This is a genomic window from Niveispirillum sp. FG156 (genome assembly GCF_057809555.1).
Map to the genome: position 1 here is coordinate 22,489 of NZ_JBMDKE010000021.1, position 15,985 is coordinate 38,473.

15 protein-coding genes are annotated in these 15,985 nt (G+C 65.5%); 6 read left to right on the forward strand and 9 right to left on the reverse strand.

The window, feature by feature from the left end:
• Nucleotides 1-9 precede the first annotated feature (9 nt).
• Genes ACODSP_RS14670 through ACODSP_RS14680 form a run of 3 tightly spaced genes read left to right on the forward strand, consistent with a single transcriptional unit; the run spans nt 10 to nt 2,841 of the window.
• Nucleotides 10-1,206 (forward strand): UxaA family hydrolase, encoded by a 1,197-nt coding sequence (locus ACODSP_RS14670; RefSeq protein ID WP_488966308.1) that lies wholly within the window; start codon nt 10-12, stop codon nt 1,204-1,206.
• A gap of 21 nt (nt 1,207-1,227) precedes the next feature.
• Nucleotides 1,228-1,965 carry an SDR family oxidoreductase gene (locus tag ACODSP_RS14675; protein WP_488966309.1) on the forward strand — a complete coding sequence of 246 codons (738 nt, stop codon included), beginning with the start codon at nt 1,228-1,230 and terminating at the stop codon, nt 1,963-1,965.
• Nucleotides 1,966-1,995: 30 nt separating this feature from the next.
• A complete protein-coding gene (locus ACODSP_RS14680; protein WP_488966310.1) occupies nt 1,996-2,841 on the forward strand; it encodes a fumarylacetoacetate hydrolase family protein in 846 nt (281 codons plus the stop codon).
• 48 nt (nt 2,842-2,889) lie between these two features.
• Here ACODSP_RS14680 and fucP read toward each other — a convergent pair whose 3' ends face one another.
• The 9 genes from fucP to ACODSP_RS14725 form a co-directional block, all read right to left on the reverse strand.
• Nucleotides 2,890-4,173 carry an L-fucose:H+ symporter permease gene (gene fucP, locus ACODSP_RS14685; protein ID WP_488966311.1) on the reverse strand — a complete coding sequence of 428 codons (1,284 nt, stop codon included), beginning with the start codon at nt 4,171-4,173 and terminating at the stop codon, nt 2,890-2,892.
• A gap of 36 nt (nt 4,174-4,209) precedes the next feature.
• On the reverse strand, nt 4,210-5,220 hold the full coding sequence (locus tag ACODSP_RS14690; protein WP_488966312.1) for a zinc-binding alcohol dehydrogenase family protein: 1,011 nt from the start codon (nt 5,218-5,220) through the stop codon (nt 4,210-4,212).
• Nucleotides 5,221-5,358: 138 nt separating this feature from the next.
• Nucleotides 5,359-6,327 carry an ATPase, T2SS/T4P/T4SS family gene (locus ACODSP_RS14695; RefSeq protein ID WP_488966313.1) on the reverse strand — a complete coding sequence of 323 codons (969 nt, stop codon included), beginning with the start codon at nt 6,325-6,327 and terminating at the stop codon, nt 5,359-5,361.
• Nucleotides 6,324-7,409 (reverse strand): TrbI/VirB10 family protein, encoded by a 1,086-nt coding sequence (locus ACODSP_RS14700; protein WP_488966314.1) that lies wholly within the window; start codon nt 7,407-7,409, stop codon nt 6,324-6,326. Before ACODSP_RS14700 ends, ACODSP_RS14695 begins: the two co-directional genes overlap by 4 nt.
• Entirely contained in the window at nt 7,409-8,158 is a 750-nt protein-coding gene (locus ACODSP_RS14705; protein WP_488966315.1) for a TrbG/VirB9 family P-type conjugative transfer protein, read from the reverse strand. Before ACODSP_RS14705 ends, ACODSP_RS14700 begins: the two co-directional genes overlap by 1 nt.
• Nucleotides 8,155-9,357 (reverse strand): TrbL/VirB6 family protein, encoded by a 1,203-nt coding sequence (locus ACODSP_RS14710; RefSeq protein WP_488966316.1) that lies wholly within the window; start codon nt 9,355-9,357, stop codon nt 8,155-8,157. The genes ACODSP_RS14705 and ACODSP_RS14710 overlap by 4 nt, the downstream gene beginning before the upstream one ends.
• Nucleotides 9,354-11,750, reverse strand: coding sequence for a VirB4 family type IV secretion/conjugal transfer ATPase (locus tag ACODSP_RS14715; RefSeq protein WP_488966317.1), 2,397 nt, complete (start codon nt 11,748-11,750; stop codon nt 9,354-9,356). Before ACODSP_RS14715 ends, ACODSP_RS14710 begins: the two co-directional genes overlap by 4 nt.
• A 32-nt stretch (nt 11,751-11,782) precedes the next feature.
• On the reverse strand, nt 11,783-12,061 hold the full coding sequence (locus tag ACODSP_RS14720) for a VirB3 family type IV secretion system protein (protein ID WP_488966318.1): 279 nt from the start codon (nt 12,059-12,061) through the stop codon (nt 11,783-11,785).
• Entirely contained in the window at nt 12,061-12,378 is a 318-nt protein-coding gene (locus tag ACODSP_RS14725) for a TrbC/VirB2 family protein (RefSeq protein WP_488966319.1), read from the reverse strand. The genes ACODSP_RS14720 and ACODSP_RS14725 overlap by 1 nt, the downstream gene beginning before the upstream one ends.
• A 224-nt stretch (nt 12,379-12,602) precedes the next feature.
• On the opposite strand from ACODSP_RS14725, the gene ACODSP_RS14730 reads away from it, so the two are divergent.
• The 3 genes from ACODSP_RS14730 to ACODSP_RS14740 all read left to right on the forward strand — a co-directional run bounded on the left by ACODSP_RS14730 (nt 12,603) and on the right by ACODSP_RS14740 (nt 15,951).
• Entirely contained in the window at nt 12,603-13,331 is a 729-nt protein-coding gene (locus ACODSP_RS14730) for a response regulator (protein ID WP_488966320.1), read from the forward strand.
• Between the two features lie 208 nt (nt 13,332-13,539).
• Nucleotides 13,540-14,418, forward strand: coding sequence for a dioxygenase family protein (locus ACODSP_RS14735; protein ID WP_488966321.1), 879 nt, complete (start codon nt 13,540-13,542; stop codon nt 14,416-14,418).
• A gap of 84 nt (nt 14,419-14,502) precedes the next feature.
• Entirely contained in the window at nt 14,503-15,951 is a 1,449-nt protein-coding gene (locus ACODSP_RS14740; protein ID WP_488966322.1) for an ATP-binding protein, read from the forward strand.
• The last annotated feature ends 34 nt before the right edge of the window (nt 15,952-15,985 follow it).

Consider the following 15,985-nt stretch of genomic DNA (forward strand, 5'->3'; position numbering starts at 1 on the left):
GGGGGCGCCATGAACGCGCAAGGCTATCTGCGGCCCGACGGGCGCAAGGGCATCCGTGATGTGCTGATCGTGGCCTATCTGGTGGAATGCGCCCACCATGCGGCCCGGCGGATCGTGGATCTGGCCGATGACCCACAGGTGCATCTGGTGGGCTTCCCCGGCTGTTACCCCAATGATTACGCGCGGCGGATGATGAAGGCGCTGGTCGCCCATCCCAATGTCGGCGGCGTCATCCTGGTGTCGCTGGGATGCGAAAGCTTTGACCGCGAGGGGGTGGCCGCCCATGCCGCCGCCCATGGCCGCCCCGTTGAAACCATCGTGATCCAGCAGGTGGGCGGCACCCGTGCCGCCATCGAGCAGGGCCGTGCCGCCGTGGCGCGGGTTCAGGCACAGATGACGGCCAGTCGGGTACGCGTACCCCTGGCCCTGTCCGATCTGGTGGTGGGCACCATCTGCGGCGGGTCGGACGGGACCAGCGGCATCACGGCCAATCCCGCCGTGGGCCGTGCATTCGACCGTCTGGTCGATGCCGGCGCCACCTGCATCTTTGAGGAAACGGGGGAGATGATCGGCTGCGAAGGGCCGATGACCCACCGCGCCGCCAGCCCATCGGTGGCCGATGCCATCGTGGCCTCCATCACTAAGGCCGAAACCTATTACCTCACCATGGGTTTCGGCAGTTTTGCCCCCGGCAATGCCGAAGGCGGGCTGTCTTCGCAGGAGGAGAAATCAGCCGGCGCCTATGTCAAATCCGGCAGCCGTCCCATCGTCGGCGTCATCAAGCCGCCGGAACGGCCCACCACCCCTGGTCTGTACCTGATGGATGTGGTGCCGGACGGCGAACCGCGTTTCGGCTTCCCCAACATCTCCGACAATGCGGAGATTGTGGAGATGATCGCCAGCGGCGCGCATCTCACCCTGTTCACCACAGGGCGCGGGTCGGTGGTGGGATCGGCCATCGCCCCCGTCATCAAGATCACCGGCAATCCCGAAACCTGGCAGCGCCTGGGGGAGGATATGGACATCAATGCCGGCGCCATCTTCGACGGGTCCGCGACATTGGACAGTGTCGGTGAACAGATTGTGGATATGATCCAGGCGGTGGCCGGTGGGGCGGAAACGAAATCCGAAGCCATGGGCCACCGCGAATTCATCCTGACCTATAAGGCGTTCGAGCCCTCAGGGCCCGGCTGCTTTCCCCGTTGAACCGGAACCATGACAGGCATCATGAGCCATAAGGGCAGACTGGCGGGAAAGACCGCCCTGATCACCGCTGCCGGCCAGGGGATCGGTCGCGCCACCGCCGAACTGTTCGTGGCAGAGGGTGCCACTGTCTGGGCCACCGACATCAACGCCACCGCCCTGGAAAGCCTGCCTGGTTGCAAGACGCGCCGTCTGGATGTGCGCGACCCAGCGGATATCGCGGCGGCCAGTGCAGAGATCGGTGGCATCGATGTGCTGTTCAACTGTGCCGGCATCGTCACCGGCGGCAACATCCTGGAATGCACAGAGGATGAATGGGACCTGTCCTTTGACATCAATGTCAAAGCCATGTTCCGCATGATCCGTACTTTCCTGCCCGGCATGATCGAACGGGGCGGCGGGGCGATCATCAACATGTCCTCGGTGGCCAGTTCCATCAAGGGCGTGCCCAACCGCTTCATCTATGGCGCGTCAAAGGCCGCTGTCCTGGGACTGACCCGCGCCGTCGCCGCCGATTTCGTGACCAAGGGCATCCGCGTCAACGCCATCTGCCCCGGCACCGTCGACACCCCGTCCTTGCATGAACGCCTTCGCGCCACCGGCGATTATGAGGGAGCCTGGGCCAGCTTCACCGCCCGTCAGCCGATGGGCCGTGTTGGCGCCCCGCAGGAGATTGCGGCACTGGCCCTTTATCTGGCGTCGGACGAAAGTGCCTTCACCACGGGCCACGCCCATGTCATCGATGGCGGCTGGACCAACTGACCCAAGCAGCCACATTTTCAGGAAACCACGATGAAACTGCTTCGATACGGCGCCGCCGGCGCTGAAAAGCCGGGCCTTCTGGCCGCCGACGGCACCATCCGCGACTTGTCAGGTGTGGTGGCCGATATTGACGGTTCCGCCGTCACGCCCGACGCCCTGTCCCGCATCGCCGCCATCGACCCCGCCACCCTGCCGTTGGTGGAAAAGGTGGAGCGGTATGGAGCGTGCGTGGCGCGTCCGGGCAAGTTCCTGTGCATCGGCCTGAACTATGCCGACCATGCCGCCGAAAGCGGCCTGCCCGTGCCGGCGGAACCGGTGGTGTTCATGAAGGCCACCAGCGCGCTCTCCGGCCCCAACGATCCCGTCATTCAGCCACGCAATTCCACCAAGCTGGATTGGGAGGTGGAACTGGCCTTCGTCATCGGCACGGAATGCCGCTATGTGGACGAGGCGGCGGGTCAGGCGGCCATTGCTGGCTATTTCGTCTGCAACGACGTCTCCGAACGCGCCTTTCAGTTGGACCGGGGCGGCACCTGGGACAAGGGCAAGGGCTGCGACAGTTTCGGCCCCATCGGCCCCTGGCTGGTGACAGCGGACGAGGTGGGCGATCCCGGTGATCTGTCCATGTGGCTGGAGGTCAATGGCCAGCGCTATCAGGATGGCTCCACCCGCACCATGATCTTCAAACCGGGCTTCATCGTCTCCTATCTCAGCCAGTTCATGAGCCTGCAGCCCGGCGACATCGTCACCACTGGCACGCCGCCCGGCGTCGGCATGGGCCAGAAGCCGCCGAAATACCTTGTCCCCGGCGACCGTATCCGCCTGGGCATCCAGGGCCTGGGCGAGCAGGAACAGATTGTGATAGCGCCTGTTTGAAGGCGTAGGTCAGGTCGGGGTGATAAGCCCCGCCCTGACCTACGGGCATTACCGCTTCGGTAGGGCGTACAGCGCCACCACGGCAAAGCAGACAAGCGGCAGCAGGAAAGCCAGTTGCATGGTACCGGTGGCAACCGCGACCATGCCCATCAGCGGCGGGCAGATGGCCCCACCGATGATGGCCATAATGATGAAGGACGATCCCAGCGGCACCAGCGTGCCCAGTCTGTCGATCCCCAGCGCGAAGATGGTGGGGAACATCACCGACATGAAAAAGCTGGTCAGCATCAGGGCGCCGACGGCCACCTGTCCCGGCGCGAAGGCCGCCACGGCGCAGAGCAGCGCATTGATCACGGCGTAAATGCCCAGCAACCGGGCCGGCGCCACCCGAGTCATCAGGGCCGTGCCGACAAACCGGCCAACCATGAACAGGATCAGGCTGGCCGACAGCATGAAGGCGGCCTGCTTTTCCGGAACCTCCGGCATCGCATCCTTCACGAAATCCACGAAATAGCTCCAGATCCCCACCTGGGCCGCGACATAGAAGAACTGGGCGATGACGGCCATCACCAGGGTGCGGTGGGACAGAAGGCGGCGAACCTGACTGCCGAACGCTTCGTCAGAGCCTTGCTCGATATCGCCCTTGGGCAGGGTGGTGAAGATCACGGCCAGGGCGATGAACCCCGCCACCGCCGCCAGCAGCGCATAAGGCAGGCGTACCGTCGACGCCTCCATGGCGCGGTAGGCCTCCAGGTCGGCGGGCGACATGGCGGCCAGCGCTTCTGGCGAATGTTCAACACCGGAGAAGATCAGCACTCCGCCAATGATGGGGGCGACAAAAGCCCCGAAACCATTGAACGACTGCGCCAGGTTCAGGCGCTGTGGCGCGCGGCTGGGGTCACCGAAGGCGGTGATATAGGGATTGGCCGCCGTTTCCAGAAAGGCCGCCCCCGCCGCGATAACGAACAGGGCTGTCAGGAACAGGCTGTAGGTCTGCACATAAGACGCGGGCAGGAACAACAGGGCCCCGCCGGCATAGAAGCAAAGACCGGTAATGATGGCTGCCTTATACCCGAACCGGCGCATCACCTGTCCGGCGGGCAGCGCCACCACGAAATAACCGATATAGAACACGAACTGGATGAAACCCGCCTGCATCCGGTCCAGGCCCAGGGCCTTCTGGAAATGGCGGATCAGGATATCGTTGAAGTTGTTGGCAATGGCCCACAGAAAAAACAGGCTGGCGATCAGGGCGAAGCCCCAGCGGTAGCCATGGGCGATGAAGGGTGCAGGCGATGCACCCCTGTTCCCGGACAGTTCCTCACCTGACATATCGGCCTTCTCCTGGCTCTTTTCAGATTGGTGATATCAGAAACGCGCGATGGCCTTCAGAACATGATCCGCCTCGGCGATCAGCCGGGGCAACCGGGTCGGCATCTCCAACGCATCGAAACCATGGGTGTAGAGGGCGGCATCCGGAACGTCGCCGGACCGGATAGCGGCGATAACCCGGTCGAAATCCGCCTTCAGGGCGTTGCGGCTGGCCAGCAGGGTGGTTTCCCGCTTATGGAATTCCGGATCCGCAAAGACCAGATCGCCCTTGGCCACGCCTACCAGCACATAGGTCCCGGCATGGGCGACATAAGCCAGATTGGCCGACATGGCCCCGATATGGCCGCTCGCGTCAAAGACGATGTCGAACATTTCCCCGCCGCTGCGCTCGCGCAGCCTTTCTGTCGCCCCTTCCCCACCCTGCACAATGTCACCAAAACCCAGACGATTGGCGGCGTACGCCAATCGCGCCGCGCGCAGATCCATCAGGGTGACGGCAGCGCCGTTCATGCGCGCGAACAGGGCCGTGGCGATACCGATAGGGCCGGCACCGGCCACCAGGACCCGATCCCCCTGCCCCGCCCCCGACCGCGCCACCGCATGGGCGCCGATGGACAGGAACTCCACCATCGCGGCCTGTTCCAGGCTCAACCCCGTCGCATCAATGACCGCATGGGCCGGCACTGACAGGTACTCACACATGCCACCATCACGGTGGACACCCAGCACCTGGATGCCGGAACAACAGTTGGGCCGCCCACGCCGGCAGGCGCGGCAGGTTCCGCATGGCAGATAGGGATTAATGGTGACAGTCTGTCCGGGCCGAAAGGCCGAGCCGACGGGGGCCTCCACCACCTCCCCAGCCAGTTCATGGCCCATGACCCGTGGATAGGCCAGATACGGCTGATTGCCTTCGTAGATATGGTAGTCGGTGCCGCATAATCCGACACAACGGATACGGACCAGCACCTCATCCGTCTGCCGCACCGGCGGGGGCCGGGTGACCAGCGACAAGGTCCCTGGTTGCTCACAGACAACTGCCTTCATCACCGGCTCCGCATTCAAACAACGGGCATCCATCTTATATATGGAAATTAATTCTCATATACACAATTAGAGGCGCCGCTGCCAGCGTGAAATGCCGACTGCAATGACGGGGGGGGGCAGTCCGCTACCGATGGTCTTTCAAATGGCCTGGGCCGTTTCCCAAATGGCACTGATGCCCCGCTGACCATCCCGCCGATCCAGTTGCACAATCACATCCACGACAGATCGGGCATAGGCGATGGTGTCCTGGACCGACAGGTTGAACCCGGTCTGCATCACCATCAGGGCCAGTTGCTGCAACGCGCCCTGGGGGCTGTTGGCGTGAATGGTGCTGACGGAGCCGGGATGACCGGTATTGACGGCGCGCAGGAAACTGACCGCCTCCTCCCCGCGCAATTCACCCAGCACGATCCGGTCAGGGCGCAGCCGCAGGGAGGCCTGCAACAGGTCGTTGGCAGTCACCCGCGCCTCCCCCATCTCCCCTTTTACGGCCACAAGACCCAGGGCATTGGGGGCCGACAGGGTGATTTCCGGCGTATCCTCCACCACGACCAGCCGTTCCTGTTCCGGCATCTGCCGCAGCAAGGCGTTCAGGAACGTCGTCTTGCCGGTGGAGGTACCGCCGCTGACCAAGATGGTGCGCCGTGCCCGGATGGCGGCGGCCAGATAGGCGGCGGGGTCCCGCATCGGGTCACGCCCGCGCCAGCCGTCATCAGGCGCCGGCGGCAGGGCGCCATAGGCGGACAGCGGCACATCGACCAGCCGGTGGCGGCGGATGGCCATGGCCCAGTGGCCGCGCGTCGCGGACGGGGCCACGAACTGCACCCGCGCCCCATCGGGCAGGCGACCGGACAAAAGCGGCTGATTGCGATTGATGCCCTGGTTCGACAGGCGCGCCACCTGTTCGGCCAGCCGGCGCAGCAACTGATCATCAATGCGCGGGTCCTGGTGACAGTCCATGCCACGGCCCGCCCGTTCCACCCAGATTTCACCGGGCCGGTTCACCATGATCTCGGTGACCCGCTCATCCTCCAGCAAGGGCTGAAACGGGATCAGATATTCCGACAGATAGACGGCATCATTCAGGATGGCGACACTGGCATTCATGACCGGCCTCCGCTGGTGGCAACAAGGGAGAAATCCAGATCGCGGGCCACGAAGACGCGGATGGGCTGCCCCTGATCGATGCGGATGGTGGGCGGGATCTGGCTGTCACGCTGGGCCGCCACACCCGCTGCCGATTGTGATCCCGACAGGATCAGGGCGGCATTACCGATGGCCGACAGGGCGCCGACAACCGACAGCATGGTGGCCGACCCGAACCGTTCGACAAAATGTGTGTCGACATCCCCCGACAGGCCCGATTTGCCATCCTGGCTGATGGCGGGCGACGCCAGGGCCACCGACACACCATCGGGCCGGATCAGGCGGGTCCACAGCACATAAACCCGTTTCTGCCCCGCCTGCAGCCCGGATTTATACTGTCCGATCAGGCGAGAGGTGCGGGGCACCAGCACGCGGCTGCCATCGAACGACCGCACATCCTGGCTGACCAAGGCCCGGACATAACCGGGAAGGTCGCTGTCGATGGCGGTTTCCAGAACGGCGGGGATGAAGGCACCCTGCGCCACCGTCGTGGAAGGGGCAATGGCATGCACAGCACTGGCCGTATCCACCCCGCCATTGCCGACCCGCATGGCGAAGGCTTCATTGTCCGACAGGGCCGCCGGCGCGGTGGGGGCAGCCGGGTTGGCGGGCGCCGTGGGGGCTGCCGTCGATGCCACAGGTGCCGTGGCCGGCGCCGGCACCGACATGTCAAAGACCATGACGGGGGCGGCCAGACGCTGCGGATCGGGCACGCGCGCGGAAACCGGCGCTGGTGTCACCGCCGCCGGTACCGGGGCCGGGGTTGGGACCGGCAAGGCGGCCACCGGGGCCGGCGGCGGGACGAGCGGGGCCGGCAGGGGCGCTGGTTGCGCCACCGGCTGCCGGGCCTGGTTCAAACCCCAGAAGGTCAGGCCACCCAGCGCCAGGACACAGGCCACACCGGCGACCATCCCCAGATGGCCCCCACTGCGGCGATCCGCCACCACGGGATAATGGGTCCGGCCCGCCAGAACCAATGCACCGGCGGACATGGACAGGCGGGGATCGTCACTGACACGGACGGGATCGGCGGTGAAGCTCATCACTTGGTCCTTTCCGCAGTCTGGGTGGTCTGGATCAGGCTGGCTGTCCGCTTGCCGTTGCGCAGGGTGATGCTGCGCGGCACGCTGTCCAGCACGATCAGATCGTTGCGCAAGGCGTAATTGGCGGGACCTTCCACCCCATCCGGTCCGGCCACCAGGATGGCTGGCACCTCGGCCCCGGCTTCCCAGCGCAGATAGGTGGAATGGCCATCATCGAACACCTGCGCCGGCAGCATCTTTTCCGGCCCCTGCTTCTCCCACGCGAAATTCAGGTCGCGGGGCTGGGGGACCGCCACCTCTTCTGCAACCTTCGGGGCCGGGTCGGATGTGATGTCGGGCGGCGGTGCCTCTGCTACGGTGGGGGCCGGCGGGGTGAACGGCTTGGGATAGCTGAAGCGCATGACATAAAGCGGGCCGCCCTTTCCCGACGTCGTCAGATCGAACAGGTACGTACGGCGGTCGGTGACCACCGTCATGTTGGTGCGGCTATCGGGCAGCATGGGCTTCAGGAACAGAAGATCGGCCCGACGGTTGGGCGTGACCTGCCACCCGGCGCTGTCACCGATGGCCACATTCTCGATCCGCTCCCCCTGTTCGAACTGGATCGTTGTCTGGATACCGGCGCGGCCGGGCACCGTGACCACGGCGGCCTCGTCATACTCCTTCCAGATGATGCGATTGTCGGCAAGGCAGGGGGTGCTGCACAGCAGGGCCGCCAGCAGCGGCAGGATCAGCAGACGCGTGGTCATGATCGGGCTCCTTTCACGGCCGGGCTGCGAAAACGCTGGCCCAGGCCTGCGGCGTGGCGGTTACGCTGCGGGGCATTGGTGGGGTTCTGGCGGGTGGCATCGCCCGGAATGGTCAGGCCGGCTGGGGTCGCCATGCCGGCGGCGCGCGGCGCGGTCTGCAGCGAATTCAAGCTCAGCATCGTGGCACCGGACAGGGCGGCGGCGGCATTGCTCTGGGCGGTGGCGCTGGCCCGGGCGGCGGCCGGGGTCAGGGCCGGATTGGCCGCATGGGTGGTGACACTGGCGTGGGCAGAACCGCCCTGGCCGCGCGGCGCATCCAGGCGGCCATGCAGGTTCAGGCGCCATCCCCCCGTCAATGTCGATGCCACCCGCAGGACCAGCAGCATCAGCAGGCTGAACACCCCCGCGCCCAACAGGACCGACACGGCCAGTTCCGGCGTCGGCGTGCCACCGGCCATGGCCAGATCCGACAGCATGGGTGCGATCAATGCCAGCGCGCCGGTGCCAACCAGGACAGTCAGCAGCGGCACGAGAGCGAACAGGATGGAGGCGCGCAACCAGCCCTCGAACAGCCCGCTCGTCGCAGGAAACAGGGCCAGCACGATGAAGACCGGGCCCAGCGCCAGCAGGGCCGCCAGCGCGATCTTGGACGCGACCAGCACGCCCACCGTCCCGAACAGCAGTAGCAGCGACGCGATCCACAGCAGGTCCGCCGGGCGCATGCCGGCCAGCATGGTGGGCTTCTCTGCCCCTGCCACCGCCGATTGGCGCGCGGCATCCAGAACCAGTTGGAAAAGCTGGTCCAACCGGTCAGCGAACAGCGACGGGGCCGATCCCCGTGTCCCGGCCAGCAGCGAGGCCAGATGGTCGGGCGCCCCGACCAGCAGGTTCCACACCACCTGATGATAGGCGGCCCAGGAGGTGGCGAAACAGAGAACCAGACCCAGCCCCATCATGCGCGGGGTCAGGCTGGACAGGCCGACACCCGTGCGCCCGGTTAGCATCCGGATGGCCATCAGCGCGACATACAGCGTCAGCAGCAAGGTCAGCGCCTGCCCCAGCGCACCGTCGGGGCCTAGCAGGGTGGAAAAGGCCTTTTCTGTGGTCTGGGCCGCCAGACAGTCTACGGCGCGCAGGGCGCCAGCAACCCCGCCCGCACCATCCAGACTGGAAAATCCGGGACAAGCCTGGGTCGTCATTCTGCGGCCAGCCTTTCCATCCCCGACAGGTCCGTCGCGTCTGGCCAGGGCGTGCCCGTCAGGCGCGGATACCAGCGGGCGGGATCATCGCCGGTGCTGGCGCGGATCATGTCCAGGCGACGGACATTCGCCTCCCGCCCTGACAGGACCATCAGCATGTCGTTCATCCCGCCCAGGTCCAGGCGCGGCACGATGGAATGGTTGGCATGGCGGACCAGGAAGCAGCGCCCATGTGCCGGCAGACCGCGGATCAACTCCAGCTCATGCACCGACAGGCCGAACCCGGCGCAGTAATCATCCTCCCGCGCCTTGGGGTTGGGCATGAAGATCATGGTGGATGTCTGTTCGACGATGGCGCTGGCGATACGGCTGTCCAGCGCGTCGCGGGCCGATTGCGTGGCAAAGCCGACAATGGCGTTGCGCTTGCGCAGCGTCTTCAGCCAGTCGCGGATGCGGGCCGCAAACACGGGGTCGTCCAGCGCCTTCCAACCTTCATCGATCAGGATCATGGACGGATCACCGTCCAGCCGTTCATCAATGCGGTGGAACAGATACATCATGGCCGGGGTACGCAGGGCAGGCACATCCAGCAGCGCCGTCATGTCAAAACCCAGAACCCGCGCGTCCAGATCCAGGCGATCCCCCTCATTGTCGAACAGCCAGGCATGTTCGCCCAGCCCGATCCAGGGCGACAGACGGCTGGCCAGATCACCCGGCATGGGCCGGGTGGCGCCCGACAGCAGTTCCCGGAAATGGCGCAGGCGGCGCAGGTGTGGGGCATGGTCGAAACAGGCATCGACGGCACCGGCAATCGCCGCCTCTTCCTCCGGCCCTTCCGCCTTCAACAGGCAGGCCAGCCACAGACGCAGAAAGGCGCGGTTGACGGGACTGTCGGGCAGTTGCAGGGGGTTCATGCCCGACGGTTCGCCGGGCAGCAGCCGGCTGTAATGCCCGCCGATCCCGCGCAGGAAAATCTCAGCCCCCCGATCCTTGTCAAAGAAGATGGTGCGCGGCTTGTACTTCTGCGCCTGGGCCGCCAGGAAGTTCAGCACCACCGTCTTGCCCGACCCGGACGGGCCGATGATGGTGAAATTGCCCAGGTCCCCTTCATGGAAGTTGAAGAAATAGGGGGTGGCGCTGGTCGTCTCAAACATGGCTACGGCATCGCCCCAATGATTGCCGCCGGCACTGCCCAGCGGGAAGCCGTGCAGGGACAGGAAGCCGGCGGCATTGGCGGTGGAGATCAGGGCGCGGCGGACCAGGAAACGCTCATTGCCGGGGAACTGTCCCCAGAATAACGGCTCCAGATTGACATCCTCCCGCACGGCGATGGCACCAATATCGGCCAGTGCGGCACCGGCCAGGGCCACTGCATCATCCAGACCCGCCATGTCGGATGCCCGCACCAGCAGGCCCAGATGATGATCGCCGAACCCGACCTGCCCCGCCGACAGCGCATCGCGCGCCGTCAGCATCTCCGCCCGTTCGGTCACCGTCTCCTCATCCGTGGCGCGGTGGCGGCGCAGCGCCAGATCCATGCGTTCACGCGCCGTCTGCCGGTCCACCGGAGCGAAGCTCTCCGTCAGGGTCAGTTCGACGGGCAGGCGCAGGATATTATCCAGCAGCCCGGCGCGGGTGGCGTCGGGATATTCCTTCACCGACAGGCCGGCGGCCACCTGTCGCCCCTGCGGTCCCGCCAGTTCCAGCGCATCGACACCGAAGCTGATCCGGGAATAGGGGATGTGGCGACCGATGTCGGTGCCCGCCGGCGGCAGCAGCACAGGCCGCATCTCCCCATTATACAGCGCCGACAGCAGTTCCAGCACCTCTGAACAGGGACCATGGGCAGTGTCATAGGTGCCCAGCGCGCGGGCGCCATAGGGTTCCAGACCGGTCAGCAGGGCCGTGACGGCGGCATCCAGGGCGCGGCGTTCGCTGTCCAGGCGCAGGGCCGACCGGCCCCGCGACAGGATGCGATCCACCAGCCCGGCCTTGCCACGGGCCGGGCGGCGCAGGATGGTCAGGAACTGTTCATTGATGAACAACCGCCGGTCAGCCAGCCGCTCCTGCCAGCGCCTATCAATCAGCGCGGCCAGCGGGCTGTCGAAACTGGCCGTCAGCTCCGGCTGTATCCGACGGCGGATGACATGGTGATAAACCACATGCCGCGCGTCCAGGGCGGAACGCAGCATGACCTCCCGTACCGCCAGCCGGTGGTTCAGCGCCTCTGAATCCTCCGTTTCGAAGGCCAGCCCCGCCACATGGATGGTGCGCAGCAGCGACCCGTCGCGCAGCAGCAGGCTGCCATCGTCCAGCAGCGCCTGATAGGGCAGCCGATCCCCGGCGCTGGCTTCACGACCGGCCCAGGCAGCGGGACCTTTCCATGTCGGCATGGGATTTCTCCACCAAAACAGGGCGCTAGAACTCAAGCGCCGTAGGAGTTGCTGCGCCAGCGCTTCCAGTTGCGGACACGCGGGCAGGTGGTGACCTTGGTCAGCCACAGGTCGAAGATGCGGGGTTCGCGCAGGCAGGCCAGATAGCCGGCGGCATGCACCGCCAGGGCAACCGGCAGGGCCAGGAAGGACCGCGTGACCAGGAACGCCTCCGTCGTCACCAGCAGGTTGATGACGAAGAAATTATAGGTCACGCCCGCAAACATCTGGGGCCGGGTCAGGGCGCGGAAGACGGGGGCGCGGGACAACATCAGCGGGCCACCGACGTCGTCGCCTGGATGCCCGACACAATGGCCCCCGCCCCGAACAGGATGAAGCAGCCCAGCACCACGGTCGCCCCGAAGCGCCAGTTCATCCGACCCGTCAGCATCAGAAAGCCGACCGCCGCCACCGCCATCACGGCGACCGTGGTGGCGACATTGCCCATAAGGGTGCCCTGCATCCATGACAAGGCCGCCACGATGGGGCCGGCCCCCTTGGGGTCACCGCCCGCATTCTGCGCCAGGGCCGCATGGGCCGATAGCAGCAGGGGCGCCAGCGCCGCCAGGGTTCGTTTCAGGATACGCATGCTTTTCTCCCTTAGGATCGTTCAGAACCGGATCAAGGGATAGGGGGCTGGCATTGCCGCCATATGTCGGGGCGATAAAGGTGCCCGCCATGTTGTGTCAGGCACATTGCATCAGGGGACGAAACGGTTCGCCCGCTGCAACATGCTGAAACAATCCGACATGGAGAGGCGATTTTCGGCTCGTACAGAGAAGGTCCCAACGCCATAATCGGGATATGGATTTGATGACCCGCATATTGATCGTGGATGATGATCCAGGCCTGCGCGGCCTGATCTCCACATTCCTGGACCGGCACGGTTACCGCACCGACACCGCCGGCAATCCGCCTGAAATGCGGGCGAAACTGGCTTCGGGCAGCTACGACCTGATCGTCCTGGACGTGATGATGCCGCAGGAGGACGGGTTAACCGCACTGAAGGGGCTGGTGGCCGGCGGCGGCCCGCCGGTGATCATGCTGTCCGCAGTAGGCGGCGATGTCGACCGCATTGTCGGCCTGGAAATGGGGGCGGAGGATTACATGGAAAAGCCATGCAATCCGCGCGAACTGCTGGCCCGCATCCGCACCGTCCTGCGCCGCAACCGCGGTGCTGCCGCCACGGCGGAACCGGCCCCCGCCGCGCTGCCGCCCGCAGCTGAAAACTGGATCGGCTTTGCCGGCTGGCGCATGCAGCCCGACAGCCGCATGGTGGCGGCCCCGTCGGGCCAGGATGTGAGCCTGTCGGACGCGGAATTCCGCCTGCTGCGCGCCCTGGTCGATCATCCGCGCCGTGTGCTGACCCGTGATCAGCTGCTGGATTTCGCCCATGGCGAAAGCACCGATCATTTCGACCGCGCCATCGACGTACAGATCAGCCGCCTGCGCCGCAAACTGGCCGCCGCCGATGACAGCGCCGAACTGATCCGTACGGTGCGCAATGAAGGCTATATGTTCGTCCCCACCGTCACGCGATAGAGCACGCGATAGGGATTGCGGCATTCCCGCCACACCCCTTCGGGAACCCGCCAGCGGGCTGCCGACATAATTTTTCAGGCGACATAATATGACGATGCCCCAAGGAACCCTGAAATACGCCTGACATTCCCGGGCAACATCCACCCGCCATCCCTTGAACCGCTAACGGCGGTGCCCCCGTCGGACACCCCCGAAACGGAGATAAGAGATGAGCGAACATCATATCGAAGATCATGACCGTGGTCTGCTCTTCGACCTGGAAACCCTGAACACCAAGATCCTGGAACGCCGCCGCGCCTTGTCGCTGCTGGGCGGTGCCGGTCTGGCGGCCCTGCTCACGGGCTGCGGCGGTGGCGGCGGGTCGGACAGCACCAGCACCACGACCACCACCGGCACCACGACGGGCAGCACTGGCGGGACCACCACCACCGGCGGTTCCTGTGTCGATTATGCCAGCGAAACCAACGGCCCCTACCCCGCCGATGGCACCAACAGTTCCAGCGGCGCCACCTCAAACGTGCTGACATCGTCCGGTGTTATCCGGTCCGACATCCGGTCCAGCTTCATCAGTTCCACGACCCAGGCGACGGGCGTGCCGATGACGCTGACCATCACCTTGCAGAATTCCACGGGCTGTACGCCGCTGTCGGGCTACGCCATCTATATCTGGCACTGCGATGCGGCGGGCAAATACTCGCTCTATGACCTGCCGACCGAAAGCTATCTGCGCGGCATGCAGATTTCCGACAGCAATGGCCAGGTGACGTTCCAGACCATCGTTCCCGGCTGCTACCAGGGCCGTTACCCGCATATCCATTTCGAAGTGTTCACCAGTCAGGCCGCCGCGACCAGCGGCACGGGCCGCACCGCCACTCTGATCTCGCAGATGGCCGTGCCGGGCAGCGTTTGCGCTACCGTCTATGCCGCTGGTGGATATGGCAACAGCACGGCAGCGTTGAACTCCATCTCGCTGTCCAGTGACAATGTCTTCGGTGACAACACCGCCGCCCAGATCGCCGCCCAGACCCTGACCATGTCGGGCAGCGTTTCGGCTGGCTATACAGCCTCTGTGACGGTCGGCGTCTGATCCTGTGGCCGGTGGCTTGCCCCTTTCGCGGGGCCGGGCCACCGGCCTATGCTGTTGCTGTTTTCCCGGCACATGGTGGCTGCCATGTTGAAGTTGCCCAACCTTCTGGCCCGCTGGCCCCTGTTCGTCCGCATCTTTGTGCTGATGCTGGCAGGTGTATTGCTGGCCCAGGCCTTGAACTTCCTGCTGCTGCTGGCCGCCCCCATGCCGCCACCCAGCCAGCATATGCTGGCCGGTGTGGCGGCAAGCTTGCGGTCGGGCATTGCGGCACCGGGTTTTGAAGTCACCACCTCCGGCAAGCCGCCCCCCAATGCCGGCCCGTCGGACCGGCTGCGCGCCAACCGTCAATGGCTGGTCAGTGCGCTAGGGGAGGATGAAAGCTTCGTACGGCTGGAACTGCGCGGGCCCGGTGATCCGGGTGGCCGCGGTCCTGGCCCCCGTGGCTTCCCCGGCAACCCGGATGGGGATCGCCCACCGCCGCCGCATGGTGACCGCCCGCCACCGCCCGATCAGGGCTTTTCCGGCCCCCCACCAGGACCTGAACCGGGACCGGGTCCGCGTTTCGGCGGCATGGTCCATCGTGACGACGCCATCATCGGTGATTTCTCCGCCGCCCTGAAACTGCCCAGCGGGGAATGGCGGATCGTGCAGCCGGCTGGCGGGGGCCTGCGCGGCTGGTATCTGCGGATGTTTTACTGGCTTATCGCAGGGTTGGGTGTGGTTGTGCCACTCGCCTGGTGGCTGGCACGGTGGCTGGCGGGGCCGATTGCCATGTTTGCCCAGGCCGCAGAGCGGCTGGGCCGCGATCCCGCCGCCCCGGCTGTCCCAACCAGTGCGGGCCCGCCGGAGGTGCGCGCCGCTGCCGCCGCCTTCAACCAGATGCAGGAAAGGCTGCGCCGGTACGTGGACGACCGAACCCTCTTGGTTGCCGCCATTGCGCATGACCTGCGCACCCCCCTGGCCCGACTTGCCTTCCGGCTGGAAGAGGCGCCGGACGCCGTGCGCGAGGCGGCGGCGGGCGATATCGCAGAGATGCGGGAAATGATCGCGGCGACATTGTCGTTCGTGAAGGATCTGTCCCAGCCTGTCGGACGCAGCACCATCGACCTTCAGGCCCTGATACTACGCCAAACCCAGGCCAGCCGTCAGATGGGGGAGCCGGTTGCCGACGGGGTCATGCAGCCAGCCTGGATCGAGGGTGACGCATCCGGCATTGCCCGCATGCTGGACAATCTGATCGGCAACGCCGTCACCTATGGCAATTCCGCCCTGGTGCGTTTGACGACAGAGAAAGATAGCGCGGTGATTGAGGTTCAGGATGAAGGACCGGGCCTTCCCGCCGCCCTTCTGGAGCGGGTGTTCGAGCCCTTCTTCCGCGTTGAACCCTCACGCAACCGGCATACCGGCGGGGCGGGCCTGGGGCTGGCCAGCGCGCGCGCCGTGGCACGGGCCCATGGGGGAGATGTTTTGCTGACCAACCGCCCGCAAGGGGGATTGGTGGCCTGTGTCACCCTGCCCCTGAAGCCCCTGTAGCAGCAAACCCAGATAGGGATTCATTATTAAATAT